The sequence below is a fragment of the Streptomyces sp. NPDC056452 genome (genome assembly GCF_042796085.1).
Classification (GTDB): Bacteria; Actinomycetota; Actinomycetes; order Streptomycetales; family Streptomycetaceae; genus Streptomyces.
On the sequence record NZ_JBHTRI010000021.1, the window covers coordinates 55,726 to 82,131 of the forward strand.

24 protein-coding genes and 4 pseudogenes are annotated in these 26,406 nt (G+C 68.6%); 12 read left to right on the forward strand and 16 right to left on the reverse strand.

Features of this window, described 5'->3' with window-relative positions; genetic code table 11:
• Positions 1-75: 75 nt before the first annotated feature.
• Both ACFQ6X_RS21175 and ACFQ6X_RS21180 read right to left on the reverse strand, forming a co-directional pair.
• Positions 76-1,428 carry an MFS transporter gene (locus ACFQ6X_RS21175; protein WP_383183737.1) on the reverse strand — a complete coding sequence of 451 codons (1,353 nt, stop codon included), beginning with the start codon at positions 1,426-1,428 and terminating at the stop codon, positions 76-78.
• A gap of 80 nt (positions 1,429-1,508) precedes the next feature.
• Positions 1,509-2,192 carry a TetR/AcrR family transcriptional regulator gene (locus tag ACFQ6X_RS21180; protein ID WP_383183553.1) on the reverse strand — a complete coding sequence of 228 codons (684 nt, stop codon included), beginning with the start codon at positions 2,190-2,192 and terminating at the stop codon, positions 1,509-1,511.
• 213 nt (positions 2,193-2,405) lie between these two features.
• On the opposite strand from ACFQ6X_RS21180, the gene ACFQ6X_RS21185 reads away from it, so the two are divergent.
• From ACFQ6X_RS21185 to ACFQ6X_RS21195, 3 genes are all read left to right on the forward strand, one after another.
• Positions 2,406-2,693, forward strand: a complete 288-nt coding sequence (locus ACFQ6X_RS21185; RefSeq protein ID WP_383183555.1) for a hypothetical protein — start codon at positions 2,406-2,408, stop codon at positions 2,691-2,693.
• 12 nt (positions 2,694-2,705) lie between these two features.
• Complete coding sequence (locus tag ACFQ6X_RS21190; protein WP_383183557.1) at positions 2,706-3,221, forward strand: GNAT family N-acetyltransferase; 516 nt, start codon at positions 2,706-2,708, stop codon at positions 3,219-3,221.
• A 69-nt stretch (positions 3,222-3,290) separates the two neighbouring features.
• Positions 3,291-3,758 (forward strand): hypothetical protein, encoded by a 468-nt coding sequence (locus tag ACFQ6X_RS21195; RefSeq protein WP_383183559.1) that lies wholly within the window; start codon positions 3,291-3,293, stop codon positions 3,756-3,758.
• Positions 3,759-3,762: 4 nt separating this feature from the next.
• Here the strand turns inward: ACFQ6X_RS21195 and ACFQ6X_RS21200 are convergent.
• The 4 genes and pseudogenes from ACFQ6X_RS21200 to ACFQ6X_RS21215 form a co-directional block, all read right to left on the reverse strand.
• Positions 3,763-4,881: pseudogene (locus ACFQ6X_RS21200) on the reverse strand (IS630 family transposase).
• A 296-nt stretch (positions 4,882-5,177) separates the two neighbouring features.
• Positions 5,178-6,107, reverse strand: coding sequence for a hypothetical protein (locus tag ACFQ6X_RS21205; protein ID WP_383183561.1), 930 nt, complete (start codon positions 6,105-6,107; stop codon positions 5,178-5,180).
• Positions 6,108-6,580: 473 nt separating this feature from the next.
• A complete protein-coding gene (locus ACFQ6X_RS21210) occupies positions 6,581-6,970 on the reverse strand; it encodes a hypothetical protein (protein WP_383183563.1) in 390 nt (129 codons plus the stop codon).
• A 685-nt stretch (positions 6,971-7,655) separates the two neighbouring features.
• On the reverse strand, positions 7,656-8,162 hold the full coding sequence (locus ACFQ6X_RS21215) for a carboxymuconolactone decarboxylase family protein (protein ID WP_383183565.1): 507 nt from the start codon (positions 8,160-8,162) through the stop codon (positions 7,656-7,658).
• Positions 8,163-8,261: 99 nt separating this feature from the next.
• Here ACFQ6X_RS21215 and ACFQ6X_RS21220 point away from each other — a divergent pair.
• The 5 genes and pseudogenes from ACFQ6X_RS21220 to ACFQ6X_RS21240 form a co-directional block, all read left to right on the forward strand.
• A pseudogene (locus ACFQ6X_RS21220) lies at positions 8,262-8,510 on the forward strand (sigma factor); the annotation flags it as partial.
• A 92-nt stretch (positions 8,511-8,602) separates the two neighbouring features.
• Entirely contained in the window at positions 8,603-9,121 is a 519-nt protein-coding gene (locus ACFQ6X_RS21225; RefSeq protein WP_383183567.1) for a hypothetical protein, read from the forward strand.
• Positions 9,122-9,447: 326 nt separating this feature from the next.
• Entirely contained in the window at positions 9,448-9,777 is a 330-nt protein-coding gene (locus ACFQ6X_RS21230; protein ID WP_383183569.1) for an STAS domain-containing protein, read from the forward strand.
• A 226-nt stretch (positions 9,778-10,003) separates the two neighbouring features.
• On the forward strand, positions 10,004-11,206 hold the full coding sequence (locus ACFQ6X_RS21235; protein WP_383183571.1) for an MFS transporter: 1,203 nt from the start codon (positions 10,004-10,006) through the stop codon (positions 11,204-11,206).
• Positions 11,207-11,645: 439 nt separating this feature from the next.
• Positions 11,646-12,833 (forward strand): hypothetical protein, encoded by a 1,188-nt coding sequence (locus ACFQ6X_RS21240; RefSeq protein ID WP_383183573.1) that lies wholly within the window; start codon positions 11,646-11,648, stop codon positions 12,831-12,833.
• A 349-nt stretch (positions 12,834-13,182) separates the two neighbouring features.
• On the opposite strand, the gene ACFQ6X_RS21245 is transcribed toward ACFQ6X_RS21240, so the two are convergent.
• Together ACFQ6X_RS21245 and ACFQ6X_RS21250 are read right to left on the reverse strand one after the other, a co-directional pair.
• Positions 13,183-14,229 carry a GDSL-type esterase/lipase family protein gene (locus ACFQ6X_RS21245; RefSeq protein ID WP_383183575.1) on the reverse strand — a complete coding sequence of 349 codons (1,047 nt, stop codon included), beginning with the start codon at positions 14,227-14,229 and terminating at the stop codon, positions 13,183-13,185.
• 171 nt (positions 14,230-14,400) lie between these two features.
• A pseudogene (locus tag ACFQ6X_RS21250) lies at positions 14,401-14,724 on the reverse strand (transcriptional regulator); the annotation flags it as partial.
• An 876-nt stretch (positions 14,725-15,600) separates the two neighbouring features.
• On the opposite strand from ACFQ6X_RS21250, the gene ACFQ6X_RS21255 reads away from it, so the two are divergent.
• A complete protein-coding gene (locus tag ACFQ6X_RS21255; RefSeq protein ID WP_383183577.1) occupies positions 15,601-16,470 on the forward strand; it encodes a hypothetical protein in 870 nt (289 codons plus the stop codon).
• Here ACFQ6X_RS21255 and ACFQ6X_RS21260 read toward each other — a convergent pair.
• Positions 16,467-16,660 (reverse strand): annotated as a pseudogene (locus ACFQ6X_RS21260) (hypothetical protein); the annotation flags it as partial. The gene ACFQ6X_RS21255 and the pseudogene ACFQ6X_RS21260 overlap by 4 nt on opposite strands.
• A gap of 92 nt (positions 16,661-16,752) precedes the next feature.
• Positions 16,753-17,634 carry a helix-turn-helix transcriptional regulator gene (locus ACFQ6X_RS21265; RefSeq protein ID WP_383183579.1) on the reverse strand — a complete coding sequence of 294 codons (882 nt, stop codon included), beginning with the start codon at positions 17,632-17,634 and terminating at the stop codon, positions 16,753-16,755.
• A gap of 138 nt (positions 17,635-17,772) precedes the next feature.
• On the opposite strand from ACFQ6X_RS21265, the gene ACFQ6X_RS21270 reads away from it, so the two are divergent.
• Positions 17,773-18,552, forward strand: a complete 780-nt coding sequence (locus tag ACFQ6X_RS21270) for an NAD(P)H-dependent oxidoreductase (protein ID WP_383183581.1) — start codon at positions 17,773-17,775, stop codon at positions 18,550-18,552.
• A 40-nt stretch (positions 18,553-18,592) separates the two neighbouring features.
• Here the strand turns inward: ACFQ6X_RS21270 and ACFQ6X_RS21275 are convergent, their stop codons facing one another.
• Positions 18,593-19,459, reverse strand: a complete 867-nt coding sequence (locus ACFQ6X_RS21275; protein ID WP_383183583.1) for a sigma-70 family RNA polymerase sigma factor — start codon at positions 19,457-19,459, stop codon at positions 18,593-18,595.
• Positions 19,460-19,542: 83 nt separating this feature from the next.
• On the opposite strand from ACFQ6X_RS21275, the gene ACFQ6X_RS21280 reads away from it, so the two are divergent.
• Together ACFQ6X_RS21280 and ACFQ6X_RS21285 are read left to right on the forward strand one after the other, a co-directional pair.
• The gene (locus ACFQ6X_RS21280) at positions 19,543-19,839 is read left to right on the forward strand and encodes a hypothetical protein (protein WP_383183585.1); all 297 of its coding nucleotides are present in this window, start codon (positions 19,543-19,545) and stop codon (positions 19,837-19,839) included.
• Entirely contained in the window at positions 19,836-20,189 is a 354-nt protein-coding gene (locus tag ACFQ6X_RS21285) for a DoxX family protein (RefSeq protein ID WP_383183587.1), read from the forward strand. Before ACFQ6X_RS21280 ends, ACFQ6X_RS21285 begins: the two co-directional genes overlap by 4 nt.
• Positions 20,190-20,255: 66 nt before the next feature.
• Here ACFQ6X_RS21285 and ACFQ6X_RS21290 read toward each other — a convergent pair whose 3' ends face one another.
• The 5 genes from ACFQ6X_RS21290 to ACFQ6X_RS21310 form a co-directional block, all read right to left on the reverse strand.
• A complete protein-coding gene (locus ACFQ6X_RS21290; RefSeq protein WP_383183589.1) occupies positions 20,256-20,609 on the reverse strand; it encodes a UBP-type zinc finger domain-containing protein in 354 nt (117 codons plus the stop codon).
• Entirely contained in the window at positions 20,606-22,093 is a 1,488-nt protein-coding gene (locus tag ACFQ6X_RS21295) for an ATP-binding protein (protein ID WP_383183591.1), read from the reverse strand. Before ACFQ6X_RS21295 ends, ACFQ6X_RS21290 begins: the two co-directional genes overlap by 4 nt.
• Complete coding sequence (locus tag ACFQ6X_RS21300) at positions 22,090-23,766, reverse strand: FAD-dependent oxidoreductase (RefSeq protein WP_383183593.1); 1,677 nt, start codon at positions 23,764-23,766, stop codon at positions 22,090-22,092. The genes ACFQ6X_RS21295 and ACFQ6X_RS21300 overlap by 4 nt, the downstream gene beginning before the upstream one ends.
• 529 nt (positions 23,767-24,295) lie before the next feature.
• Positions 24,296-24,655 carry a hypothetical protein gene (locus ACFQ6X_RS21305; protein WP_383183595.1) on the reverse strand — a complete coding sequence of 120 codons (360 nt, stop codon included), beginning with the start codon at positions 24,653-24,655 and terminating at the stop codon, positions 24,296-24,298.
• Positions 24,656-24,947: 292 nt separating this feature from the next.
• Positions 24,948-26,315, reverse strand: a complete 1,368-nt coding sequence (locus ACFQ6X_RS21310) for an MFS transporter (protein WP_383183597.1) — start codon at positions 26,313-26,315, stop codon at positions 24,948-24,950.
• Between the last annotated feature and the right edge of the window lie 91 nt (positions 26,316-26,406).

The following is a 26,406-nucleotide window of genomic DNA, read 5'->3' on the forward strand; positions in this document are numbered from 1 at the left end:
TGCTATAGGAAAGCGGGACAGCCCTTAGCTCTCGTCTTAAGGAGATTTCGAGCCTCCCGAGAGCTGGACCGGGACTCACCGCGCCCTCTCCTTCGGTCGGCCAGTGGGCACCGGTGAGGGGACTGCGGTCAGGGTTCCGGGCAATAGCCGGGCGGGGAACAGAGCGAGGGCGGCGAGAGCAGCCAGGGCCAGCGCGGTGGGGGCCAGTACCGGGCCGGACGGGTGGGCGGCACCCGCAGCGACGGCGATACCGAGGGTCGGCCCGAGGTTCATGGCGGTCTGCTTGAGTCCGCTGACGACCCCGGCGTACCCGGGCGGTGTTTCACCGGCCACCGATCCGGTGGCGGTAACCATCACGGTGGCGAAGCCCGCGCCGAGCAGTGCGAAGGTCGCGCCGAGGAGCGGCCAGCCCGTGCCGGGCCCGATCCGGGCGAGCCCGGTGATGCCGAGCACGACCAGCAGTGCTCCCGCAGTGGCGCAGCGGCGTGGGCCGTATCGGCGCAGCGCGAGCCCCGCCGCAGGCGAGCCGAGGACCATGAACACGGTCAGAGGAAGCACATGCAGGCCGGTGGCGAGCGGGCCGAGGTGGAGTGTGTCCTGGAGGTAGAAGGTGGCGGTGAACAGGGCACCGTGCAGAGCTGCGGCGGTGACGAGCAAGATGCCCATCGACGCGACCACCGGTACCGAGCCGGCGACCGCGCGCGGCACGATCGGGTGCGCGGTGCGGCGTTCGTGCTGTGCGAACAGCAAGGCGAGGGCGGCAACGACGGCGAGCTCGATCAGGGTTCGCGGCGCCGTCCACCCCAGTGCCGGCACCTCGGCCAAGGTATGCACCAGCACCGCCGCGGCCGCCGCGAGGAGCGCCGCACCGGGCAGATCCAGGTGCCCCGGACCAGGGCGGTGGCCCGGGTGGGTGCCAGGCTTCGGCGGCTGAGCAGCCAGGGCGAGCCCTGCAATGGCCACCGCAATCGGGGCATTGATCCAGAACACGGACCGCCAGCCGAGGTGGGCGATCAGCAGGCCGCCGAGCACCGGCCCGGCCCCGGCGGCGACCGCGATCGCACTGGTGCGCACAGCAATCGGCGTGCCGAGGCGGTCCGCCGGGTACGCCAGTCGCAGCAGTGCGAGGGTGGCCGGTTGCATCAGCGCACCGAACGCACCCTGCGCGGCCCGCAGACCGATCGCCCATCCAACCGAGGGCGCGAGCGCGATACCGGCCGATGTGGCCCCGAACCCGAGCACCCCGATCACCAACAGCCGCAGGTGCCCGTACCGGTCACCGAGCCGTCCGGCCACCACCAACAACGCGGCCACCGCGATCAGGTAGCCGGTGCTCGCCCACTGGACTTGAGCCAGGTTCGCGCCGAGGCTGCGCCCCAGGCTGGGCTGTGCCACCAGCAGGACTGTTCCGTCCATCGCCACCAGCATCGCCCCGGCCACGCTGACCGAAAGCGCCAGTGGCCGCCGGCCGAGGCCTGCGCACGCTTCGGACGGTGGGGCTGAGGCGGTCACTTTGACGCCGGGCCGAGGTGTGCGTCCAGCACCGTCGCCACCAGCTGGTCGAGCCGCTCGGTGTGGCCATCCCCGTCTGCCGATGCGGACGGGGGCAGGGCTGCGTCCAGGACCAGGGGGAGGCTCCCCCACGCCCAGAGTTGGGCAACGCCGTGCAGGTTCGACCACAACGCGGCGGTCATTACCGCCGCTCCGCCGTCGTCCGGAGCTGCGTTCTCGCCCGGTTCGCTCCGGCCACCCGTGACCGCCTCCACGCGGCACTGTGCGACCAAGCCGGCCATCTGCTCGAACAAGGGCAGGGAGGATTCACGCAGTTTCGGCTGGTCCGGCGGCAGTGATGCCCCTTCGAGCAGATCATGACGGAACATCAGCTCGAACATGCCGCGGCAATCCAGCGCGTACTGGACGTACGCCCGCGCGACGGCCTCCAGCCGTGTCCGGGCCGAGCCAGGCACAGCCAGCGCGGACTCGAACCGTGCTCCGAGCTCCTGGAAGCCACGCCGCGCGATCGCCGAGAGCAGCGCATGGTGGGTCGGGAAGTACCGGCGGGGGGCCCCGTGCGACACCCCGGCGCGACGAGCGATCTCACGCAGACCCAGTGATGCCGGACCCTCGGCGATCACCAACTCCACCCCGACGTCGACCAATCGCTCGCGCAGGGCGCCCTGATGATGATTCATAGACAGTGTCTACCATGGCCTGCTAGACACTGTCTACGGATGTCCTGCCCCGCGAAATCCCGCTTCGATCGGGGCGACTTGGTGCGTGTTGACGAAACCCCTCCCTCACTCCTGAGACAGCGCACCTGTCCAACCCACTGCGGGCTGGGGGCACTGTTCTCGGAGTCGTGTTGGAGTTGAAGGGCCGAAGTGATTTCACCCGCAGGAAACCAGTTGCTTCGATGCGTCGTTCTGAGCGGCTTCGGGCGCTGCATCACCCCTGTCGGCCCGGTGGCCCTCCTGGAACTGGTGATCCGCCCGCTGGTCGCCGTCGCCGCCACCGACGGACCCGAACTGACCTGGTGGCGCTTGTTCATCAGCTGGACGGCCCGGCGCGGAATCGTCGCCGCGGCCGCCGCGGCGACCCTCTCGGCCCCGTTGATTACCCACCCCATCGACGGGGGCACCCAAGATCCTTCTGGAAATTTCCAGCCATGCCCGCGCAGCGCGTCGGGCGGATGACAGACTGAACAGGTGATCGACGATCTTCCCGCTGGCCTGACGGCTCGGCACCTTGCCAACGAAGACCATCTCCGGGTGCTCGCCGTACTGGACACCTGGTGGGGTGGCCTGAAAGGGAGGGCAGGGTCGACGGAACGGGCGCTGCTTCTGCCCCGGCTGTACTTCCAGCATTTCACCACCACCAGTTTCCTGGTCGAACACGACAGTGGAGAGGTAGCCGCCTTCCTGGTCGGCTTCCTGTCGCAGGCACAGCCCGACACCGCCTACGTGCACTTCGTCGGCGTCGACCCGGCACTGCATGGGCAAGGCATCGGCAGCAGCCTCTACCGGGCCTTCTTCGCGCTCGCTCAGTCCCATGGGCGCCGTTACGTGCACTGCATCACCAGCCCGGAGAATGTCGCGTCGCAGGCATTTCATACTCGGCTCGGTTTCGCGGCCTCAGCCGTGAAGCCCGACTACGACGGCCCCGGATTCGATCGGGTGGCGTTCACCATCGACCTCTCCGCGGATTCGGCTGCCATCGCCTAGTGCTCTGACCTGGAAGGTTCACCGGGCTCAGTACGCTGAGCGAGGCTGCGGTGGGCGAGGAGGTCGGGCATGACGCGGAGACTGTCGATGGACGAGGCTGTGGGGCGGCTTGAGGGCGAACTGGGGTCAGGACAGCGAGCGCTTGACGATCTGGTCACGGAAGACCTCTGGCTTGCCTTCCTCCGATTTGGCCGACGGCTGTTTGACGTCCCGGACACACCCGACGCTGACGGTCTCCTGTTCCAGTACGGGACCCACGCGTTCGACGGCCCTCCGGCGTTCACGCTGGACCTCACCCGGCAGTTCGAGATCTCCGACAGCGACGGTGATCATGACCACTACGTTCAGGTCCGCTGCGAGCTCAGATGCGGCCTCGCACCCGCCTTGGAGGCTCTCGGAAGCTTCGGCTCGTGGTTCTTCCACGATGCCGGAGACGATCTCGAAGAGTGGGCTCAAGGACAGACCGAGCGAGCAGCCTGGGCAACGATCCACAGACTCAAGCCGACCGAGATCAGGGTGTATCAGGAGCAGGTGTAGTCGTTCAGGCCGCCATCCTGGTGCGACGCCCTCCCCAGCGAACACCCTTCTCACTGCGGATGCGGGCTCGTTCGCGTCGTTGGGCTGCGAGGACGTCGGGGTGGCGGGCGTTCTGGTTGCGCCAGCGCAGGTAGGCGTGCAGGACCCGGGTCTGGACCGTGTGGTTGGGATGGTGCGAGTTGGCCAGGGTGAACTGCCGCAAGGGTCCGAAGTGGGCTTCGATGGGGTTTGCCCAGGACGCGTAGGTCGGGGTGAAGCACAGTTCGACCTTGTTCCGGTCGCCCACCTGCGGATTCGCCAGTTCAGGTGGGCGGAGAGGCTGTCGAGGACCACGTAGATGGGGGCGCCGTCAGGGCGGGCGGCGCGGATCGATCGCAGCGCGGCCCGAGTGTGGTCAATGCCCTTGCGGCGCCGATTGATCCCCCACACTCAGTCGTCACCGACGGAGTAGCAGCCGTGGAAGTAGGTGATTCCGTGGGTGCGTCGGCAGGTCGCCGGCAGCCGGTTCGGCTGCCTTGTTCTGCCCAGCAGGAGTCGGCGGTGGGGCGGATGCCCAGCGGGCCGAACTCGTCGACCGCCAACGTGCGGTCCGGCCGCTCGTTGATCGCATACTCGATCCGCTCCAGCTTGGCGTCGAAGTCCGCATCAGGGGGCTCCTTCCAGATCTTCGTGCGCTGGAAGGAGACCCCGCGGCGGGCCAGTAAGCACAGCAGAGCCTCCCGGCCGATCCGGACGGGCCGGGCGATGTTCCTGCGCAGGTGATCGGCGAACTTGCGGATGGACCAGCGGGAGAAGGGCTTGCCCAGCACGGTCGGGCGGGTGGTGGCCGTCTGGACGACGAAGTCCTCGTCGTCACGATCGAGAAGGCGGGAACGGCCTCCCGCCCAGCGAGGGTCCAGGCATGAGAGCCCGATCTCGTTGAACTTGTGGATCGAGCACGAACGGTGTCCCCGTCCGCCTGGACCAGCCGGGCTATGACCGGGACCATGCTGCCGCCCGCCGAGGCCAGCAGCATCATCGCCCGCCGGAACCGCACCGAGCTGGCACTCTCCCGCCGGACGATGTGCTGGAGTTTCTGCCCCTCCTGCTCGGTCAGCCCGCGCACCCGGACCGGTTGCGGCATCCCGCCTCCCCACTGGTCCGGCAATTCATTTCCAACCAGCACCACTGATGGAGCCCTTTGAGATAGGCCATCTCCTGCTCGGCGGCGGCCCCAAACCTGCTCAGTGGATCTCCCTACATTGCCTGATGGCCAGCCGTCTCCAGGGGCAGGGCGGGCCTCGGCCGGATGGCCAGATGGCCGCGGCTTGCGCGCCAGAGTCCGCGTAAGCGTGAGAGCTCGCACATCGGAGGCGGTACTTCATCGCAGTGCGCGCGCTCTTGGCGGTCCGGCGGTCAGGGGGCGACTCTCAGCAGGGCTCAGATATGGGGCCAGTTCCTGGCTGTCACCTCGCGTGCGATAAGGCGCCACTGGTCCTCTCCCCCGGGCAGGGGCCAAGCCCAGGTCGGCTGTTGGGCGGTGTTCAGGTCGTGAAGGAGGCGGACGAGCTGTGGGCCGGCGGTGGCGGCACCGTCTGGAACGGCCGGGCCATGAACGGTGCGGAGTTCAGCGAGGCGTGCCAGTTCGTCCTCGTAGAAGCCCGTGGCCTCATTGATGCGCGCGGTCAGGTCATCGCGCGGCACCGTACGGTGCAACTGCATTAGCGGAGGCTCGACGGATTCGGCGATCGCCGCGGCGAGCCGCGCGTGTCCGTCCAGGATCAGATGGCAGTCAAGGCCGCTTATCCACCACAACAGGACAGGTGGGAGCGTCCCTTCACGGGCCTGCTTGCGGTACGCCTTGACCCGGCTGTCGTCAGCATTGGGCATGGGCCGCAGCGGAAGGACCTCCCACGAATGAGAATGGAGGAACCAGTCGATGTATCCGTCCGGATGCCCTTCGACGAGCATCGAGCTCCAGTAATCGGCATGCGAGGTCTCGGCGTGGCGCCAACGCCGGAGGGGACTGTCGTACGAGAGCAGCCACCGGCCCTCATGCAGAGGGCTGTCAGGCGAGTCGACGAGATGCTGAGCAAAGCGGTGAGCCCACCGTTCCGGGCTGCCTGCCAGGGCACGGCCGGCATCGGCGCGCAACGGCGGAACGAAGGAGCGGTACTCATCGGTGCGCCAGAAGTCCACGCCCTCGAGTTGCTCGTCGACAACGGCGAGCAATACGGGCCGCGACAGCTGGGAGACCTGCAGTCGCGGCCCGGCACTGAACACGCACAGCCCCGGCCGGTGGCGGTCCTGTACGTCCAGGGACAGGCCCATCCACGTGCCGTCGTCCCTCGTGACATCGCTGCGCTGCATCGCGAGAGCGTAGACGGCTGCTGAATGGGCCCCGGTGGTACCCCTGGCCGCCCGACACGACCCCCTCAATCAGGGTGCCCCGGCCAGAGACACGCGAGGGTGCTCGCTGAAGCTCGTCACCCCGTTGCACGTCGAACCGAGTGAGGCGACGAGCGGCCCTGGCCAATTTCAGATTTTCACGAATCCTCATCAGCGCCCCGTTGCCGTGTTCGCCCGCCGCTCTCGACGCCGAGCTGCACGCCGCCCTGGCCGCTTTCGACGCTGCGGCTCCGTGCTACCCAGCTGGTCCACCGACGCCGGCCGCACCGAGGACAGCGGGTGGCGCCAGGCCCGCACCACGCTGCTCGATGCGGTCGCACGCCACCACCACGCTCACCTGCTCGCCGCCATCGTCGAGCTCGGCGGTGAGCCGGAGCTCCCAGCTACCCGTAACGGGCGCTTCAGGGGCGCGGTCATCCCAGAAGGCTGCGCGGTCAGCGCCGGCCGCCGCCGATGCGGCGGTCGTCGGCCAGTGCGGTCAGCGGGCCGAACTCGCAGGCAAGCTCGTTCCACGTCAGAACCTCGCCACAGCGGGCCGGGAACTCCTTCGGGTTGAACTCGGGCATGGTCCAGGTGCCAGTGCCCCGGTCCCGCAGCCACAGGTCCCCGTCACCGTCGACCACAGTCGGCGGGACCGGTACGGGCTCGGCCTGATCGGTGGGCTCCCAGGTGACCCGGCCCGGGTGGGAAACGCGGCGCAGCTCGGTGGTGGCCAGCCGCGCGACCAAGTCACGGGTGGACTCTTCGGCGTCCTTGACCGACGCGAGTCGGAATGCGTCGTCAAGTACGGGCAGGGCTGGATTCTTGCTGCGCTTTGAACTCATACGCTGACTACCTCCGGTGGGGGGCGCCACATCCGTTATGGCACCCCGTAGAGGAACACGGTATCCGAGGCGGGAGCCGGGCCGGCTACGACCACTGTCCAGGTGGAGGCGCTGGCGCACCGGGCGGTGGGGCTAGGTGGTGAGCTGGTCCTGGACGTGGCGCAACCCGTGGTGGTAGCGCTCAGATATGGCGGTCCGGGTCTGAGAAGGTGAGGCCGCCGGGTGCGAGCAGACGTCGGGCCGGGGCGGGTGCGGGCGGTTCCCGACCCGGCGTGCACGGCCCTGAATGCCACCCTGGCCCCCTGCTGGTCGGCGAGGAAGCCGGTGTGGCGCGGGGCACTGACATCGCACTGTGCGATTCCCCGCCGAATCGTTCCCGCAGTCCCTCCCTGACCTGGGGATTCACGGAACTCCGGTCAGAGCCAAATTTCAGTGATCCCCATCACCACGAGCAACCCGGCGAACCTCCAGGTCACAGCACGAGAGGGACGAAGTCCCAGTTCGGCACCCATGAGTCACAGTCCTGGATGACCCCTGTCACATTCGCGGCCAGGACTCCTCTCCACCCGACCGCGAGTGGGGATCCGAGCCGGCGAGAGATCGGATGCCCGGCTGTCCCCGCTGGTCCACGAGCCGCACGCCAGCCCGTCCGGGGCTGGGACGCCAGGGCCTTACGCGGTCGGTTTCACGCCCACGGATCGGTGAACGACCGTCCGGGCACCGGCTTGGCGATGAGTGATACAGGGATGAAAAAGTTGACCTGACCGATCGCGAACATCAGGGTGGCGAGCGCCTTGGCCTCGTAGTGGGCGGCTGCCTGCGCATACAACTCGTTGGAGACCCTTTCTCCGCCTGCCGACGGCTGAAGCACGGCTTCCACCAGTGCCAGCGCGGCACGCTCGGCACCAGTGAAGTACGGCGAATCCTGCCAGGACGCCACCGACGTGATCTTCTCCTCCGGCTCCCCGGCCTTGCGCAGGAAGCCCGTATGCAGGACGGTCAGGTAGCTGCTGCCGACGATCTGACCAGCACGCAAGTGGACGAGGCTGATCGTGGAGCGCGGTACCGAACCGTTGCCGGTGACCTTGAACAGCGCCGCCGACACCTCCGCCAGCTCCGGGACGAGCTGCGCGGGGTCCTCGGACATCCGCGGAACCATCGGAACCTCCGCCGTGATCGAACATGTTTCCATCGTCGTCTCCTCCACATCGTGGTCGGCCGGCGCGCTTGTTGCACGGGCCGATTCATGTCCGTCACTGCATTGACGGATCGCAACGCGAGGAGGTGACAGGTGAGCGGGAGCGAATTCCTGGCCCAGCGCTTCGAGGAGCACCGCTCCCCTCTGCGGGCGGTCGCCTACCGGATGCTGGGCTCGCTCAGCGAGTCCGGCGATGCCGTACAGGAAGCGTGGCTGAAGCTGAGCCGCTCCGATGTCACCGCTGTCCAGCACCCGGGCGGCCGGCTCACCACCGGAGTCGGCCGGATATGCCTGGACATGCTGCGCTCGCGCACCACGCTTCGCGAGGAGTCGCTGCACGACCCGGACCGGCAGAGAGGACGAGCGCGAACCTTGACCGCAGGCCCCGTCACACGTGCGGGCTGGACGAAGAGCGCCGGGTAGCGTGTCGCTGCATGACGCCGTTGCCGGATCTGCCACAGAACGTGGTGCTGCTCGACCTCCTGAGGGAACAGGGCATTCCTCAGGAGCGCGGTGACATGGTCTACGAAGGGTGGGAGCTGCACACCCACCCCGATCTCCTCGACAGGCTCGAGGACCTTGCTCCCCACTGGCCGGTACTGCCGACATTCGGCATACCGGTACTCGCAGTTGAAGGTATCGCCGCGGTCGCGGCGCTGGGCATGAGCACCCTGTTGGTGCGGCTTCCCGAAGCACCGCCCGAACTCCTGGAAGCCGCCGCGCCTCGCCCGCCCCTGACGGATGCCGATCACGACTGGTACGCCGTCTGCCCGTGGCAGAGCAAGCTCCCCTCAGCGCAATCCAAGCGCCTCCTGTCAACGCTGGTCCAGCACGCGCTGTCGTATGCGGCGCGCCTGTCGCAGGACGACAGCATCGACGGGCAGGGCCGGCCGGTCCAACCTCCGCGAAGGCGCAGCGGCAAAGCTAAGGGCCGCCGGCCCAGCAGGGACTAGGACCGCAGCCGAGGACGCCAGCGGTAGCGCGCGTGGAACAACCACGGCCAACGGCGTCTGGCCCGTACGCAGGGCGAGGATGCCGGACGTGGGAACAGGCCGTCGCCGACACCCGCACCACCGTGTACGCGCAGCCGAGTTCGTGGGCAGCTGGGACGCCGGCCCCTTCGGCAAGCGTTCCTGGCACGGACAGCGTCACTGTGGACCGTCGGCATGAGGGGATGACTGTGTTGTCGACGTAATGGTCCCTGGCTGCAGGTGGAGGGGAAGTTCCCGTCCAGGGGGTGGCTTGGAATACCGCGCATACATGCGGAAACATTTGCCTGATGACATCTGATGCCGCCGGCCACACCCAGTCCGCACCGCCGCCCGTGATCGCCCCCGCCGGCGAACTCGACATGCACTCCATCGCACCCCTGGAAGCAGAGATCGAGACCGCACTCGCCCACCACGACGCCCTCGTCCTGGACGCCAGCGGGATCACCTTCGGCGACTCCATGTTCCTCAGACTCGTCCTGTCCACCCACCAACGCACCGACCTGCGCATCACCGCGCCCTCCCCCGCCGTCACCAGGCTGTTCCGCCTTATCGGCGCCGATACTGTCCTGCACCTCTACCCCACCCTCAAAGAAGCGCTCTCCGCTTCCTCGCCGTGAAGTTCTACGACCAGGCCGCCCCGGCTGCCCAGTCCCAGCGGGACACCCGCACTGCTTCTCAGCACCGGCAGGTAGTGCCCGCTCCGTCGCGTCAGCCTCCGGGTGGCTTCCTGCGCTTTCTGCTCCGCAGGGCGCACCGGACTCGGCTTCTTGAAGCCGTAGGGTCTGCCTTCGGCCACAGCGTGCAGGGCCGGGGGATACACGGACTGGTCAGAGGTGGGTTTCTGTGAACGTCGGAGTGCAGCGCGGTGCGATCGCTCTCGTGCAAGTGCTCGGCCTCGCTGTGTGGTTCTCCATGTCAGCGGTGGTGCCGAGCCTGCGGAACGATTGGGGGCTCACGGCCGGCAGCGCGGTATGGCTGACGGCCTCCGTGCAGATCGGCTTCGTCGCCGGGGCCGTGACCTCGACCGCCCTGAACCTGGCTGACCGCCTCCCGCCCCAGCGCCTGCTCGCGGCCAGTGCCGCTGCCGCCGCCGGATGCACCCTGATGCTGGCCCTGTTCGCCGACCGGCTGGCCGTCGCTGTTCCTCTGCGATTGCTGACCGGGGTGTTCCTGGCCGGGGTATACCCCACCGGAATGAAGCTCATGGCCTCATGGGCCGGCAGCGCCGGGCGGGGCAGGACCATGGGCGTTCTCATCGCAGCCTTGACGCTTGGCTCCACACTCCCCCATCTCATCGCCGGACTGGGATCCCTGCCCTGGCGCGGTGTCCTGCTCACCGCGGCAGCAGCCGGACTCGGGGGCTCCGCCATCGCAATGCTCTTCCTCCGGCCCGGCCCCTACGCAGCGCCGGGCGCCCCCGCCCGCAACCCTCGCTACGCACTGAGCATGTTCACCGAACGCGGGCCACGGCTGGCCAACCTCGGCTACTTCGGGCACATGTGGGAGCTCTACGCCCTGTGGACCTGGATCCCGTTCTTCCTTTTGGCGACCGGCACCAGGAGAGATCTCCCGGGCTCACCGGAGATCACGGTCTTCCTCACCATGGGAATCGGCGGGGCAGTCGGCTGTCTGCTCGGCGGCTGGGGCGCAGACCGGTTCGGCCGCGCTCCCGCCGCCCTGACGGCGCTCCTTGTCAGCGGTATGTGCTGCCTGGTCTCCCCGTTCTTCTTCCACGCACCGCCGCTCCTTCTGTTCGCCTTCTGCACGCTGTGGGGCGCTGCCGTGATCGCGGATTCAGGGGTGTTCTCGACAGCCCTGAGCGAGGTCGCCGACCAGCGGTACATCGGGACGGCCCTGACCGGCCAGACGGCGATCGGGTTCGCCCTCACCGTCATCAGCATCCAGCTCACCCCGCTCCTGGCCGAAGCCGTCGGCTGGCGTTACGCCTTTCTCCTCCTGGCACCCGGCCCTCTCTTCGGCGCCCTCGCCATGCGCGCCTTCGGAAAGGGTGTTACCTCCGCTCCCTCCGTGCAGGGCACCTCCTGAAAGCGGACGGCCACGTGCTGCACGGCCCGGTCGCCGATCGCGTGCCAGCCTCGGAACAGGCTCCGGGGCGAAATGCGTGAGGACCTGGCCGTCGGCGGCGAACGTCTCGAAGCGGGTGCCGCAACCGGTCAACTCCGCCCAGGTGGCGGCCACCGCCTTTTCGCGTCGGCGTTCCCCGCTCTTCGTCCCCGCCTCCTGGATCCGTGCGGCCGGCGCGAGGACGGCGTCCGGGTCGACTTGCGCCAGGCGGGCGTACAGCGTCCTTCGCATCGCAGTCGGCCACCGAGCCGGTGCGGGCCACGACGGCAGGCTCGGTACGGCAAGTTGGCGGAGGCACCGGACGTGCAACCGTTCGAGAGCGGCAAGAGTCTAGGGATCGAAGGGCCGTTCTCCCGGAAGATACCGTCCGTTTGCCCGCGTCCCCACAGAGGTTCTCTCCATGCGCATACCCCCGCACAACCGTCGTGCCTCCCGTGCCACTGTCGCCGCTCTCGGCGCTGTCGGCCTGATCGCGCTAGCCGCGGCTCCCGCCGCCTTCGGCGATGAAACCGCACCGGAATTGGTCATTGGAGGCATCGAGCCGATCGACGGGGTGAAACCGGGGAGCAGCTTCGATCTGCCGGTCACCGTGGCGAACAAGGGCACCGGGGCCGCCGAGAAGGTGTGGGTGTCCTACTCCGTCACCCGCGGACTCGACTTCGCGGAGGTTCCCTCCAACTGCCGAGCACAGCAGGTCCCGTCCTATGACGAGATGCCCGAGAGGTGGATCGCGGCATGCGCGTTCGACCAGGCGGTGGAGCCGGGTGTCGTCTACACGCCCGAGAAACCTCTCCGTGTCAAGGCACTGGACCGCGCGCTCAACGACGAGCTGCGCGTGAGTGTCGGGGACGCCGATCCCGGGACGGACGAGAACGGCCTCCCGCCGGTGGCGGGAACCGCACCGGCGGTGAAACTGGTTGAGGGGCAGGCCGGGGGTGAGGGGTCCGCCCCGTTTGTCGATGTGCCCGTCACCTCCGTCAACACTGCCGACTACCAGGTGGAGGGTGCCGCGTTGAAGGGGCGCGTCGGTGACACGGTGACGATGAAGGTGACGTTCACCAACGCCGGGCCGGCCTGGGTGCTGACCAGGGAGGGTGACCGGCTCGTCACGGTCGTGGTCACGCCTCCCGACGGAACGTCGGTCGTCAAGCCTCACGGGTTCTGCGAGGCCAAGGGTGAGGCGTACGTCTGCGGCACCAGTCAGCGGTCGGTCAACGAGGGCGGCGGAGAGACCTACACCTTCAAGCTGAAGATCGACAAGCGGGTGGCGGACGCCAAGGGCTCGGTGGCGCTGAGCTCCGAAGTGCGGCCGTTCGACACCGACAAGACCAACGACAAGGCTGACATCACGCTGGACGTCACGGGTGGGGGGCCGACCGGCTCGACGGGCAGCTCGACCGATGGCTCGGGCGGCTCGGCCGGCGGATCCTCGTCGACCGGCGACGACGGTACGACGACGAACGGCGGCAACCTGGCAGAGACCGGCTCCTCGACGTGGACGATCACGGGCGCGGCTGCCGCGGCGGTGGTCGCAGGTGCGAGCACGCTCCTCATCGTGCGCCGCCACCGGGCCCAGAGCCCGAGCTGACGACCGACAGCAGGCATGCCGACGCGCGGTCGTGGTCCCGTCCGCTCTCCCGGATGTCTACCGCACCGGACTCGTTCACCACCGCGCGCTCGGCCGTTACCGCTCAATCCCAGCCCAGAAACCACGAGGAGCGGGCGGTGTACGAGCTTCGCGACGTCCTCCCCGCCCTCCATGTGCGCCGGGTAGCCCTTGCTGACCGCCCGGCAGGGTGTCGGAGGCTTGCCCCTCCGACACCCACAGAACACTTACCCCAAGGGGTAGGTTCAAGTGCTGGCGCAACCACACGGATGCAGACCGGCGCGGACCGCTGTCTGCGGGGGCTCGACCAACTGCGGCGTGGATGACGTCATCAAGACGCCGAACACGTGGCCGTCACCAACGGCGTGCCGGTCGCAGCCGGCGTACTCGCGAGGAAGCCGAAGGTGGTACTGGCCCCCGCCTTCATCGCGCCGTTCCACCCGGCGTCGCGCACCGTCGTCCCGGTCAGCGCTCCGTTCCAGACCTGGGTGAGCTGACTGCCCGCCGGGAGTGCGAGGGCAACCGCCCACGAAGAGATTGCTGCCGTGGACGAGGCGTTGGTCACCGTCACCTCACCCTGAAAGCCGCCCTGCCATGCCGACACCGCCCGGAAGGCCGCCGAGCAGCCACCACTCCCGGGGTCCCCTGGGTCCCCCGGAGTGAGCAGGGCCGACAGCGCCGGGTACCAACGGGCCGCCATCTTGGCGTCGCCGGAGGCATTGGGGTGGACGCCGTCGTAAGTGTCGGTGGCCGTGTCGAAGCCGGTCCACTGGTCGACGACGGTTACCGGCGACTGCGCGGTGGTGATGCCGTGTGCCCACGCCGGAATGCGCTGGTTGAAGGCGACGGTACGAGCGGCGCACTCGGCGCAGCTGCTCGGATTGATCGGGATGAGCTGCGCGACCAGCACCTTCATCGAGGGGTTACTGGCCCGCATCTGGCCGACCAGCTTGGTGTACGCGGCGAGGATGGTGTCCGGCGCGATGCTGCTCCAGACGTCGTTGGTGCCGAAGTGCATGACAACGATGTCCGGCGCTGTCGCCGCCAGCCATCCGGGCAGCAGGTTCTGGTCGGCGACGGCGGTGGCCAGGAAGCCGCCGTGGCCTTCGTTGTCGGCGTCGTGCGTGAGGGCGCAGCTCTGGGCGCTCAGCGTGCCGACGAAGTCGATGTCGGTGTAACCGGCGTTCTGCAGCTGGTCCCAGAGGAGGGAGCGCCAGCAGCCCGGGGAGCCTGTGATGGAGTCGCCGAGCGGCATGATCCGTACCGGGGTCGCGCCGGTGGCGGCGGCGGATGGTGCGCCGGCCAGGCCGAAGCCGGCGGCGAAGACGAACAGGGCGGCCAGGAAAGTGGCGAGGAGGGGGTGGCGTCTGCTGCGCACGAGGGTCCTTCCCGAAGCGGGGGCGGCAGTGGGGGTGCGGTACGCACCTTGGGAGCGCTCCCACTCATCAAGCCACGATTGTCGCTAGCACGTCAATATCCCAGGCCCCTCGGCGCCCCTCGGCGCCGCTCGGTGCCGCTCGGTGCCGCTCGGTGCCGCCCGCCCGACGGGTCAGCGCATCGCCTGCGTCCCTATGACCGACAGCAGTTGCAGCCGGTCATAGCTCCCGCTGCCCGGCGCGGCCGTGTACACGAGCAGGCTGTGCGACTGGTCCGGGTCCAGCAGCCGCCGGCAGTTCAGCTTCAGTACGCCGACCTCGGGGCGGATGAAGCGTTTGACCTCGTGCGGACGGAGGCCGATCTCGTGCCGGTCCCAGAGACGGCGGAACTCGTCGCTCTGTTCGAGCAACAGCTCGGCGCAGTGCGCCGCACGGGAGCCGGTGCCCCGTAGCGTGGCCGGCTCCCGCAGGCCGGACGCGAACATGCGGGAGAGGAACAGGGTCAACTTCCGCTGCGCGACGTTCAGCGCAATGCTCAGTGGCGGTACCGTCGACTTCGAAAAGCTGGAGGCCGGCCACAGCAAGCGGAGCGAGGCCAGTGACGGCCCTGGATGCTGCCGAGAGCCGCTTCGGGCACACAAGGGTTCCCCGGTCCCCCTCCCATCGGCGTGCCGCCCCCCAACACCGGCCGTACGCGCCCGTCAGAGCGCACGCAGGGCCTTGTCGCACGTCGGGCACCGAAACCGGCTCACACCCGCCGGGTACCACGACTGACCGGGCCGAGAGGGAGAGTACGTGTGCCGCTCCATCCCCTCCGTGGACAGACCGCAGAACGTTTTGCCGCCGGGGTCCCCAGGGGTGTCAGGATCAGCCGGGGCGGCATGCACGGCCTCCGCACGCGTCACCGCTTCCCCGGGCCCGAATTCGTCGCCCAGCGCCTTGCGCAGCTCTGTGAGAACGATGATCTTCATGCGTCCACTGTCGGGCCGTCCTGGAGAACCCGCACGGCGAGCGCATGCTGACGACGTGAGGCGAAGGCGGCTCGGAGCCGGGCCTGGGATCGGCAAGCCGGTGCCCTCCGTAGCAAGTCCGCCCCCGTAGCGAGCCCGCCCCCGTGCGCGACGCGCAGTCGCGTTCCTACCGGGATGCTGACTGCCCTATGACCTTCCTCATCGGCGGCCTTGGCCGGCCCGGCGGGCTGCCGCACGACGGGGAGGACCCGCAGACAGTGCTACGGAGCATGCAGTCTCGCGGCTGCGAGCTACCCTCGGTGCACCGGAAGCGGGGGCCGTCCGAGGCCAACGGGTGCTGGCACACGGAGGCTTGGGGAGGGGCGTGGTGTCTTGCGCACACGATCACCGCGACTGACGTCGGTGAGTACGCGAGTGACCGGGGTTCTGATGATGGTGGCCGTGTGCGCCACGCTGATCGCGGGCATCGTGCCGTTGCCGCCCCGGGCGGAAGCCCGGGACCTGCGGCTCATGCTCATCGGTTGCTCGCTGCTGTGCGTGCTGATGTGGATGACGGTCTCGATCCGTTCGCGGCGCGCGGGCATGGTCGGCTTCGACAAGTCCGTGCGGGCGGCCCGCCGACCTTCCCGCAGCCTGCCCGTCCTCCTCGCCGTGCTGATCCCATTGGCCAGTGGTGCGGCGCTGGTCCAGGCGGTCGGACCGGATGGTGAGCGGGGGCGTTGGGTTTCTGAGGCGTACACAGCCGGCGGAGGCGCCTATGAGGTTCCCATCGAGAGGACGGTGAGTGAACCACGGCCCACCGGCCTGAACGTGAACGGCGCCGACGAACATGCCACTGACGTCGTCGTGAAGCTGCGCTTCGACGACGGCATTCGCACCGTCACCGTCCGGGGTGCGAGGACCCTGGGCGTTCCGGAGGAGGGTGACACGGTGGCCGTCATCTATGCTCCCAGCCAGCCGGGGCTCGGCGTGCGCTACCACGACGCCGGCTTCTTCAACGGCGGCGTCGCGCTCCTGTGGATCTGGGCGGTGGCCTTGTTCGTGGCCTTGTTCGCCTCCGGGATCTTCGCTGTGGGCGGGGCTGTGGTCCACTCTGTCCGAAAGTTCCGCGGTGACGTCCATGGAGTGGCGGCGCTGGTGCTCTGCCTCGGAGTGCTCCTCCTGCTGCCCGGCGCGTTCTTCTACACCTCCACCTGGGCGGGCTGGATCCTCGCCCTTGCAGCTGCCTCCACTCCCTGGCTGGCCCTGACCTGGATCCTCAAGCGCATCTAGGTCGTGTCCGCAAAGTCATGGAGCCAGACTTGTAGACGGGCGAGGGTGACCTTGGCTCGGTGGTGGATGGCTCGCTCGGCGTAGCGGGTAACGAGTGTGCTCTGTTGTGTCTGAGGCGTCCGATGCAGCGTTCGACGACGTTGCGGCGACGGTAGACGGTTCGGTCGAGGCGGCAGAGCGTTACTCTGCGACCGGGGCAAACGGCTCGACAAGGGTCCAGGACCTCGACTCGTGACGATGCACCGCGACTTACCAACGAACGACCCACTCTGCGGACACGTCCTAGGCCTCTCGGCCTGACCGCTGGACGCCGACATCTTGGCGAACCTGAGCGTTCACTGCGGGATACTCGTCACCGTTGTCCGCGTGCAGGCCTGCGAGCAGGCGCAGCCCGTCCTCGGCGGGGCTGCCGGAGACCGCGGACAGTACCAGGAGCTCCATGCCTGATTCATCCGGTAGTGCGAAGTTCTCCTGGTGCAGGTCCAGCAGTCCGACCAGCGGGTGCCTGTACGCCTTGCGTCCATGCGTGCGGGCGCGCACGTCCGCGCGGGCCCAGAGGCGACGGAAGCGCTCGCTGCCCATCGCCAGCTCGCCGATGAGCGAGGCCAGACGAGGGTCGTCGGGGTATTTCCCGGCGGCCAGGCGCAGATGCCCGACCGCGTCGAGGGTGCATGTCTCCCAGTCCGCGTAAAGGCCGCGCTCCGCCTCCTCAAGGAAGATATGCCGGGCGGTGTTGAGACCCGGCAACGGCCGGCCGAAGAGGAGCCCGGCGAGCCGGTTCCCGGCGAGCACGTCCAAGCGGTGGTCCATGATCAGCGCGGGTGCGTCAGCGACCAGGTCGAGGACGCGCAGCAACTCCGGACGAACCCGCCCGCCCGGCGCCTTCGCGCGGCGGCGGCGCTGCCGGGCGAGCCGGTCGAGGTGCCCGCGTTCGGTCTCGTCGAGGCCGAGGACGCCGGCGAGGGCGTCGAGGACCTGCTCGGAGGGCTGAGTCGCGCGGCCCTGCTCCAGGCGTACGTAGTAGTCGACGCTGACTCCGGACAAGTGTGCGATCTCTTCGCGGCGCAGCCCTTCGACCCGGCGGCGGCTGTCTGTGCGAATGCCGACGGCTGCCGGGTCGACTCGGGAACGCCGGGTCCGTAGGAAGCCCGCAAGATCGTCCATGCCCCCAGTATGGCCTCGGTGTTGCCCGTGAAGGTGGCCCTGCCAGTACCAGGAAGTCCCGTCCGATGGAAGAAGCGTCCCTGAACGCCGGGCGCCTCGACGCCCAGGATCGAAGGCATCCGATCCGAAGGAGTTCCCATGAAGACGCTGATCGTCCATGCCCACCCCGAGCCGAAGTCGCTCAACAGCGCGCTGAAGGACCTCGCGGTGTCCACGCTGGAGGGCGCTGGGCACGAGGTGCGGGTGAGTGATCTGTACGCGATGAACTGGAAGGCTGTCGTGGACGCCGCGGACTACGGTTCCCACGCCTCAAGTCCGTTGAAGGTCGCCCTTGACTCGGGCCGGGCCTTCGATGCCGGGATGCTCACGCCGGACGTCCTCGCCGAGCAGGAGAAGCTGCTGTGGGCCGACACGATCATCTTCCAGTTCCCGCTGTGGTGGTACACCATGCCCGCGATCCTCAAGGGCTGGGTGGACCGGGTGTTCACCTATCGCTTCGCCTACGGCGTCGGCGAACACAGCGAAACCAAGTACGGCGAGCGCTTCGGCGAAGGAACCCTCGCAGGCAGGAAGGCTGTGCTGTCGGTGACCGTCGGCGGCCCGGAGTCGCATTACGCCGCTCGCGGGATCAACGGCCCCATCGACGATCTGCTGTTCCCTATCCACCACGGCATCCTCTTCTACCCGGGCGTCGAGGTTCTGCCACCGTTCGTGCTGTACAGCACCGACCGGATGACCGGCGAGGACTACCCGGACGTCGCCAAGGCCTGGGAGCAGCGCCTGCTCACCTTGGAATCGACCGAGCCGATCGCTTTCCGGCGGCAGAACTTCGGTGACTACGAGATCCCTTCGCTGCACCTGAAGGAGGGTCTGGAGCCGGCGGGTCGCTCGGGTTTCGGGCTGCACGAACGCAGCTGACGCGCTTTGTGACGTGTCATCCTGTCCTAGCTGTCGCGGCTCAGGAGGTTGTTGACGGTAGGGCGGCCGCGAAGTGGTCGTCGGCTTGGGCCAGTCGCAGCGCGATTCTCGTGACCTTCCGATTGGCTGTGCTGATCTCGATCGTGGCGAGGGGATGTCCTCCCGGGGCGATGAGGTACACCGATTTGTTGTTGACAGTGAGTCTGCAAGCCGACTGAATGCGATCACGAAAGTGCGCGGTCTCGGTGGCAATGTCGACTGCACCGATGACGGTGGTGCGGGCTCCGCGAGGCAGGAGCGCAGCGTCGGCGTCGCGGACACTGTCGGGCGCGAGCAGCTGGATCATTCTGCGCGTATCCCCGGTTCGGGCTGCTGTCAGAAAGGCCTCGACGATCTGCTGGTCCGGTCGACTGTTCCGGTCCGAGGCAGGCTGGGCGCTGTCGAGGCGTTGTCGGGCCCTGCTGGCGTGTTTCTTGGCACTGGGCACTGTCCCGCCCAGCACGCGTGCAACCTGGTCGAACGGCATGGAGAACAAGTCATGCAGGACGTACGCGACCCGTTGGGACGGGGTCAACTGGTTCAACAAGACCATGAGCGCCCGGGAGACGTCCTCTGTGCGGAGGATTGCTTCGTCCGCGGCCAGTTCTGCGGCCGGGATGGCGTCCGCGAGCAGCGGTGCTTCGTTGCGACGGCGTCGGGCACGCAGCTCGTCCAAGCAGACCCTGGCGGTGACAGTCGTGAGCCAGGCTGACGGGTTCTCGATCGATGGTGAGGATCGAGCAGTCATGACCCGCAACCATGCCGTTTGGACGGCGTCTTGGGCGTCATGAGCCGAGCCGAGCATGCGGTGGGCAGCCGACAACAGATGCGGTCGTGCGGTCTCGAATTCTTCGACCGTGATCGGCATGGCTGTCACCTTTCCGGGCTTGCGGACGTCAGGACGGTCGGTTCAACCCATTCCTGTTCGCATCCCGAGGAGATGACAACGTCATGAGCCTACAGATGGTGCGGTTCCGCACCGACAGCGGCACAGCTGCCGAAGTCCGATCGCAACGTGCGAGGGTCTTCGCCGCCCTCCACGCGGCATCACCCCAGGGCGTGGTCTGCACGGCGTACTCCGGTGAGTCGGGGCCGGACTTCATCCTGGCCCTCGAGATGGAGGAGGCGCCAGAGAATCCGTTGGTGGAACTGGCGCAAGCCGCTCAGCTGCGAGAACTGATCAGCCGCGCCGTGGGAGCGCCGGTTATACAAGAGCCGTCCACCGTCGTGGGGTCGTACAACTCGTGAGCACAGTACTGATCATCGCCACGGTGGGGTGCGTCGTCGCGAACGCGTTCATTGCGATCGCGGACTACGCACGGGCACCGTTCGTGCTGGCGAACTCCGCTGAGGTTGGACTCCCGCCAGCTGCGGTGCCGTACCTGGCGACCCTCAAGCTCGCGGGCGCTGCCGGCCTCCTCATGGGGCTTCTCGGGGTCCCCGGGCTGGGCCTGGCGGCAGGAATCGGCTTGACCGCGTTCTTCGTCGGCGCGGTCCTGGCTCACGTCCGCGCACGCGTCTTCTACAACATCGCCTTCCCGGGCGGCTACCTGCTACTCGCCGTCGGCAGCACCAGCTTCTTCGTGGGCAGACTATGACCCGCGCCAACGCACTCGTCCGGCGGCCCCATGCCTGTCCACGCGCCGGTCCCCCGAGTGTTCCGGTCAGCCGTGCAGCAACTGTTGCCAGTCCTGCGGGACTCGGTCGGACGGGCCGGGGGTCGGCTGGTCGGCCGGGTGGTCGCCCGGCGGGGCCAGTGCCGGCCCGGACTCGTACAGGTCGCCGGTGGCGAAGTTGAAGTACCACTCCTCGCCCGGCTCGAAGCTCTGCATCACCGGATGTCCGCTGGACCTCCAGTGGGCGCTGGCGTGCTGCCCGGGAGAGGAGTCGCAGCAGCCGACGTGCCCGCACTGGGCGCATCTGCGCAGGTGGAACCACCAGCCGCCCGCCGTGTCGCAGTCCGCGCAGCCGGTGCCACTGGGCGGGACGCTCGGGTCGATTCCATCGATCTCGGTCATGAAGACTCCTCGGTCGTCGTGGATCCGTCTTCAGGTCGGGCATCGGCCCCCGCTTGGGGGGTGGTCAGCGGCAGCAGCACCCGGAACCGGGTGTCTCCCGGCACGGACTCGACCTCGAGGCTGCCGTGGTGTTTGTTGACGACGATCCGCCAGGAGATGTCCAGCCCCAGACCAGTGCCCTCGCCGACCGGCTTGGTGGTGAAGAACGGGTCGAAGATGCGGCTGCGGATCTCCTCGGGCACCCCGGGACCCGTGTCGCGGAACTCCACCAGTAGCCGGCCGCCTTCCCGGGCCGTGCGCACCGTCAGCGTCCCTTCGCCGCCGGTGCCGCGGATGGCCTGCACCGCGTTGTCGATGAGGTTGGTCCACACCTGGTTCAACTCCGCCGGGTAGGCGGGCACCTCGGGCAGGGAGCGGTCGTACTCCTTGACCAAGTGGACTTGCTGGCCGATCTTGCCGGACAGCATCAGCAGTGTGCTGTCGAGGAGTTCGTGGACGTCGACGTCGCGGTGCGGGGCCCTGTCGAGCTGTGCGTACTGTTTGGCCGCGTCCACCAGGTGCGAGATACGGGTGGTGGAATCCTCGATCTCGTCCATCAACAGCTCTGTCTCGACCGTGTAGTTGAGCCAGCCGACGGCTCCGGGCAGGATCTCCCGGTCCACGGTCGCCGCGACCTGTTCCAGCCAGTCCGTGTCCAGTCCCGCCTGCACGAACGTGGGCGCGATCCGCCAGCCCTCCGGCACCCCGTGGTCGTCGAGCCAGTCGCTGATCTCGTCCTCCCGGTCGGCCGCCTCCAACGGGCTCAGCGTCGGTGCCTTGGCGACGCGTTCGGCGGTGCGTTCCTGGATCTCGATGAGCGAGGCCAGCGCCTCGCGCGAGTACGTGCCCTGCGTGATCAGGGACAGCTTGTGCCGCATCCTGCCGACCCGTTCCCGCAGCGTCGCCGTCGCGCGGACAGCTGCCGCCGCCGGGTTGTTGAGCTCGTGCGTCAGTCCTGCGGACAGTGAGCCAAGAGCCAGCAGACGCTCGCGCTGCCCGATGGCCCGCTGCGTGTTCCTGGACCCGAAGAACAGGCCCTCCAGCAGGTGCGCCGCCATGGGGAACCACTCCTGCATGACGTTCGCGAACGACTGGGCGGGCAGGACGAAGAACCTGGTCGGCTCCGTCACCCGCATCGAGTTGTTGTATGTCTGGGGCACCTGGTCGCCCAGATACGCCTGCATAGCGCCTGCGTAGACACCGCGCTGTGACGTGCGGCTGACCTCCACATCCTGCCCGCCGACACGGCGGGAGAGGACGACGGTGCCCTCGATCATCACGTAGAAGCACGTGGCCGGGGAGCCTTCGACGTACACGGGGCCGGGCTCGAACCGTTCCACGCGGCCCTCGGCGCACAGCCTCCCGAGTTGCTGTGGGGAGAGCTTCTCGAACAGGAACAGCGACCCGATCTCCGTCGGGTCGCACGGCATGACCTGCACGTTCATGACTGCTCCAGATACCGGTGGACGAGCATCACGGCCATCGCCCCCTCACCCACGGCGGACGCGACGCGCTTCGCGGACAGGGCGCGTGCGTCACCCGCCACGAACACGCCGGGGACACTGGTCTCCAGGTGGTAAGGGGGCCGGTCGAGCTCCCATCCGGTCGGCGGCCGTCCGTCCGGAGTCAGGTCCGGTCCGGCGAGGATGAAACCGTTCGGGTCGCGCAGCACGGTCCCATCGAGCCAGTTCGTCAGCGGGGCCGCGCCGATGAAGACGAACATCCACTGCGCGTCGACCACCTCGCTTTCGCCGGTCAGTGCGTCCTGCAGCGTCAGGCGCTCCAAGTGCTCAGCACCGTGGGCCGCGTTGACGACGGTCCGCAGACGGACCTTGATGTTCGGAGCGTCCTTGATCTGCTGCACCAGGTAGTAGGACATCGACGCGGTCAGGGACTCACCGCGCACCAGCAGCGTCACCGACTTCGCACCCCGCGAAAGGAACATGGCAGCCTGCCCAGCGGAGTTCGCGCCGCCGACGATGTACACGTCCTGCCCCTCGCAGGACGACGCCTCGGTAAGCGAGGAACCGTAGTACAGACCTCGCCCCGTCAGGTCGTCGCAGCCCGGGGCGCCGAGCTTCCGGTAGGACACCCCGGTTGCCAGGATGACGCTGTGGGCGGCGACGGCCGAGCCGTCGGAGAAGCGCACCACGCGTGCGGCACCGTTGGCCTCCAGCCCGGTGACCTCGCGGGCAGTGAGGATCTCGGCTCCGAAACGGGTCGCCTGACGGCGGGCGCGGTCCGTGAGCTGGGCCCCGGAGACACCATCGGGGAAGCCTAGGTAGTTCTCGATCCGGGAGCTCTGGCCGGCCTGGCCGCCTGTCGCCGACCGCTCGATCAGCACCGTCCGCAGTCCCTCGGAAGCCCCGTACACGGCCGCGCCGAGCCCGGCGGGCCCGCCGCCGATCACCACCAGATCGTAGAATTCGGCGGTCGGCATGGTTGCGAGGCCGACATGCGCGGCAAGCTCGGCCGACTCCGGTTCGGTCAGCACCGTGCCGTCCGGGGTGAGGACCAGCGGCAGGCTGCGGCCGTCGGCGCCGGCCGCCTCCAGCAGCCGACGTCCCTCGGGCTCCTCCGAGGAATACCAGCGGTAGGGCACCTGGTTGCGGGCCAGGAACTCGCGTACCTGTGAGGAGTGCGCCGACCACCGGTGTCCCACCACCTTGGTGGCGGGGACCGGCCGGAAGTCGCTGGAGCGCCATGCGGTGAGGAGGTCGTCCACGACCGGATAGAGCTTCTCCTCCGGCGGGTCCCAGGGCTTGAGCAGGTAGTGGTCCAGGTCGACGACGTTGATCGCGTCGATGGCGGCGTTGGTGTCCGCGTATGCGGTCAGCAGCACCCGCCGCGCCCCGGGGTACACACCGATGGCCTCCTCCAGGAACTCGATGCCGTTCATCTGCGGCATCCGGTAGTCGGCGAGGATCACGGCGACCAGATCGCCCCGCAGCTTCAGCTCGCGCAGCGCCTCGAGGGCGGACTCCCCGGATTCGGCCCGCACGATCCGGTAATCGCCCCCGTACTTTCGCCGCAGATCCCGCGCGATGGCCCGAGACACCGCCGGGTCGTCGTCCACCGTCAGAATGACGGTCCGTCCTGCGTCAGTGGTCTGCGCCATGCTCCTCCGCCCTGCGTCCTGTGAGAACGGCCCGCACCGGCTCCCCCCATCGTAAGTTCGATCGCCGGTCCCCGCCCTGGCACCCGGCGAGGCCTCGTATACCGCAAGACCGCGTACGGCGCATCCGCGCCGGGGCCGTCGCGACGGGGTCCGGGACCCAGCCGCTACCGGGCGCCCGGCAACCTCCACGCAGCGTGCTGTCTGACCCGGCCCAGCCGTCGGCGGGGAGCCTCGCGAGGGACCGGCGGCGGCGACGGGGCCCATCAGCGGCGCCCGCGTTCCCCGAGACCCACGCCCGCCATCAGCGACCCCGCCCCACGGCAGAACCGTCAGGTGGAAGAGGGGAAGCCTGAGGGCTGACTACCGCAATCCGGGAGTTGACCTGCGGCTGTACAGGGGGCCGGCGAGATCGTGCGCACCTGTTGGAGGACACCCTCGGCCGGGGCCCGCTCGTTCGCCATCAAAGCCTCGTTCGCCGCGGCGTATCAAAGCAATGTCGTTGGCACCGAGATCGAAGGGGCCGGACCGCTCATGGCTTGGCACGTGTGTACAGGGCAAGCACACCGGCAAGCGCGAGCGCGCCCGATCCGACCAGCCCGAGCGTGCTCGGGGCGCTCAACACGCGGTACGGGCCGATGGCCAATACGGAGCGTCTCGCTTGGATGGACAGCGCGCTTCCGGTGCTCTGGATGGATCCCAGCGACACCAGGGACAGGGCGGAGCCGATCGAGCCGACAGACATCGATGAGCCGATGGACCCGATGGACAGCGCGCTGCCGACCGAACCGATGGACAGCACGGATCCCACGGAGCCGATGGACAGGAATGAGTCCTTCGACCACAAGGAGAGCGAGGAGCTCCCGTCTGGTCGGGAGAGAATATGCAGCATGGTGGTCATTGTGCCGCGAAAGGGGCTAAGGCCGACGTAGCCGGTGACAACCCTTCGCCGTTTTCTCGCCGGCGGCCAGCAGCGTGCAGGTCCCATGCCAGCGAGCTTGCCTCGCCGAGGCGGAACCGCAAGTCAACGGCGTCGCGCGTCGACACAGCCGCGAAGCCCCGGTGCGCTTCCGGGGCCTGAGGGTGCGCTTCCGGGGCTTGAGGCGGCATCGATTCCTGCCCGGTCGCACCGGGGGCGAGCGGGTTGGCTTGCTGCCGCGTCGGTGGCGATGGTCGGCCGTACTTCAGCCGGTGGTGCGGTGGGTCTCCTTCGGCGGGATGCAGAAAAGCGCAAGGGCGGCCGCTGCCAGATAGGCGAGCGCGCCGATGACCATGCTGGTTCGCAGCCCCGCTGTGAAGTCACCGGTCGCGGCGAGCAGTGAGCCGCCCAGTGCGACGCCCGCGGCGCTGCCCACTTGGCGGGTGGTGTTGAACAGGGCGGAGGCGGTGCCGGAGAAGCCCTCGGGTGCGGCTGTCATGACGGTGGTGGTCGCGCCGGTGAGGGCGAAGGAAGTGCCGAATCCGGCGGCCATCATCGGTGCGACGAGCAGTGGGTAGCCCGGATCCGTCCCGGCCGCTGCCCAGCCGGCCAGGCCACCAGCTGCCAGCAGCATGCCGGAGAGCACCAGCGGGCGGTGTCCTGTGCGCCGTGCGAGGCGCCCGGACAGGACGGAAGCGAACATCGTCATGGCGACTGCGGGGAAGAGGGCGAGCCCGGTGCGCAGTGCGCTCAGGTCGCGGTGCTGCTGGAAGTACAGGCTGGCGGTGAAGATCATGCCGTAGAAGGCGAAGTTGAACAGCAGGCCGATCACCGCCGCGCCGCTCAGCGCACGCGAGCGCAGCAGCCGCAGCGGCAGTACGGGAGTGCGGGCCAGGTGCTCACGCAGGACGAACAGGGCGGCGGTCAGCACGCACACGCCGGCCCCGGCGAGGATCAGCGGGTCTGTCCAGCCGCGTCGTCCGGCCTCGTTCAGGACGGCGGTGAGCAGAGCCACCGTGGCGAAGATCGCGCCTTGGGCCGGCCAGTCCAGGGAGCGGCCGGTCTGCCGGGGCGAGGGGGCCACGTGGCGCAGGGTCAGCAGCAGGCACGCGCCTCCGATGGGCAGGTTGATGAAGAAGACCCATCGCCAGCCGACGGTGGTGACGAGGAGTCCGCCGAGGAGGGGGCCGGCGGATGCGGCGATACCGGCCATCGAGCCCCAGAGTCCGAAGGCGCGGGAGCGCTCGGCGGGCGAGGGGTAGGCCTGCTGGAGGAGGGCGAGCGAACCGGGCACGATCAGTGCCGCGCCGGCTCCCTCCAGCAGCCGGGCGGCGACCAGGGTCCCGGTGTGCTGGGCCAGCCCGCAGCCGGCCGAGGCCGCAATGAACACCACGACCCCGGTGCAGAAGATCCGCCGGTTGCCCAGCCGGTCCCCGAGCGCGCCGCCGGTGAGCAGCAGGCCGGCGAATGCCAGCGTGTAGCCGTTGGTGATCCACTGGATTGCGGTGAGCGAGGCCGACAACTCCCGACCCACGGCGGGAACGGCGACGTTGATGATGGTCACGTCCAGGATGACCATGAAGTAGCCCGCGCAGACCGCGAGCAGCGGCACCACGGACCGGGGCCTTGCCACCAGCGTCCCACCTTCGCTAGAGGGGTCACGACACCCGTTCCGGGGAGCTCCGGCGCCCGTAGTCCTGGTTGCAGCAGGACGGTCCGCGACG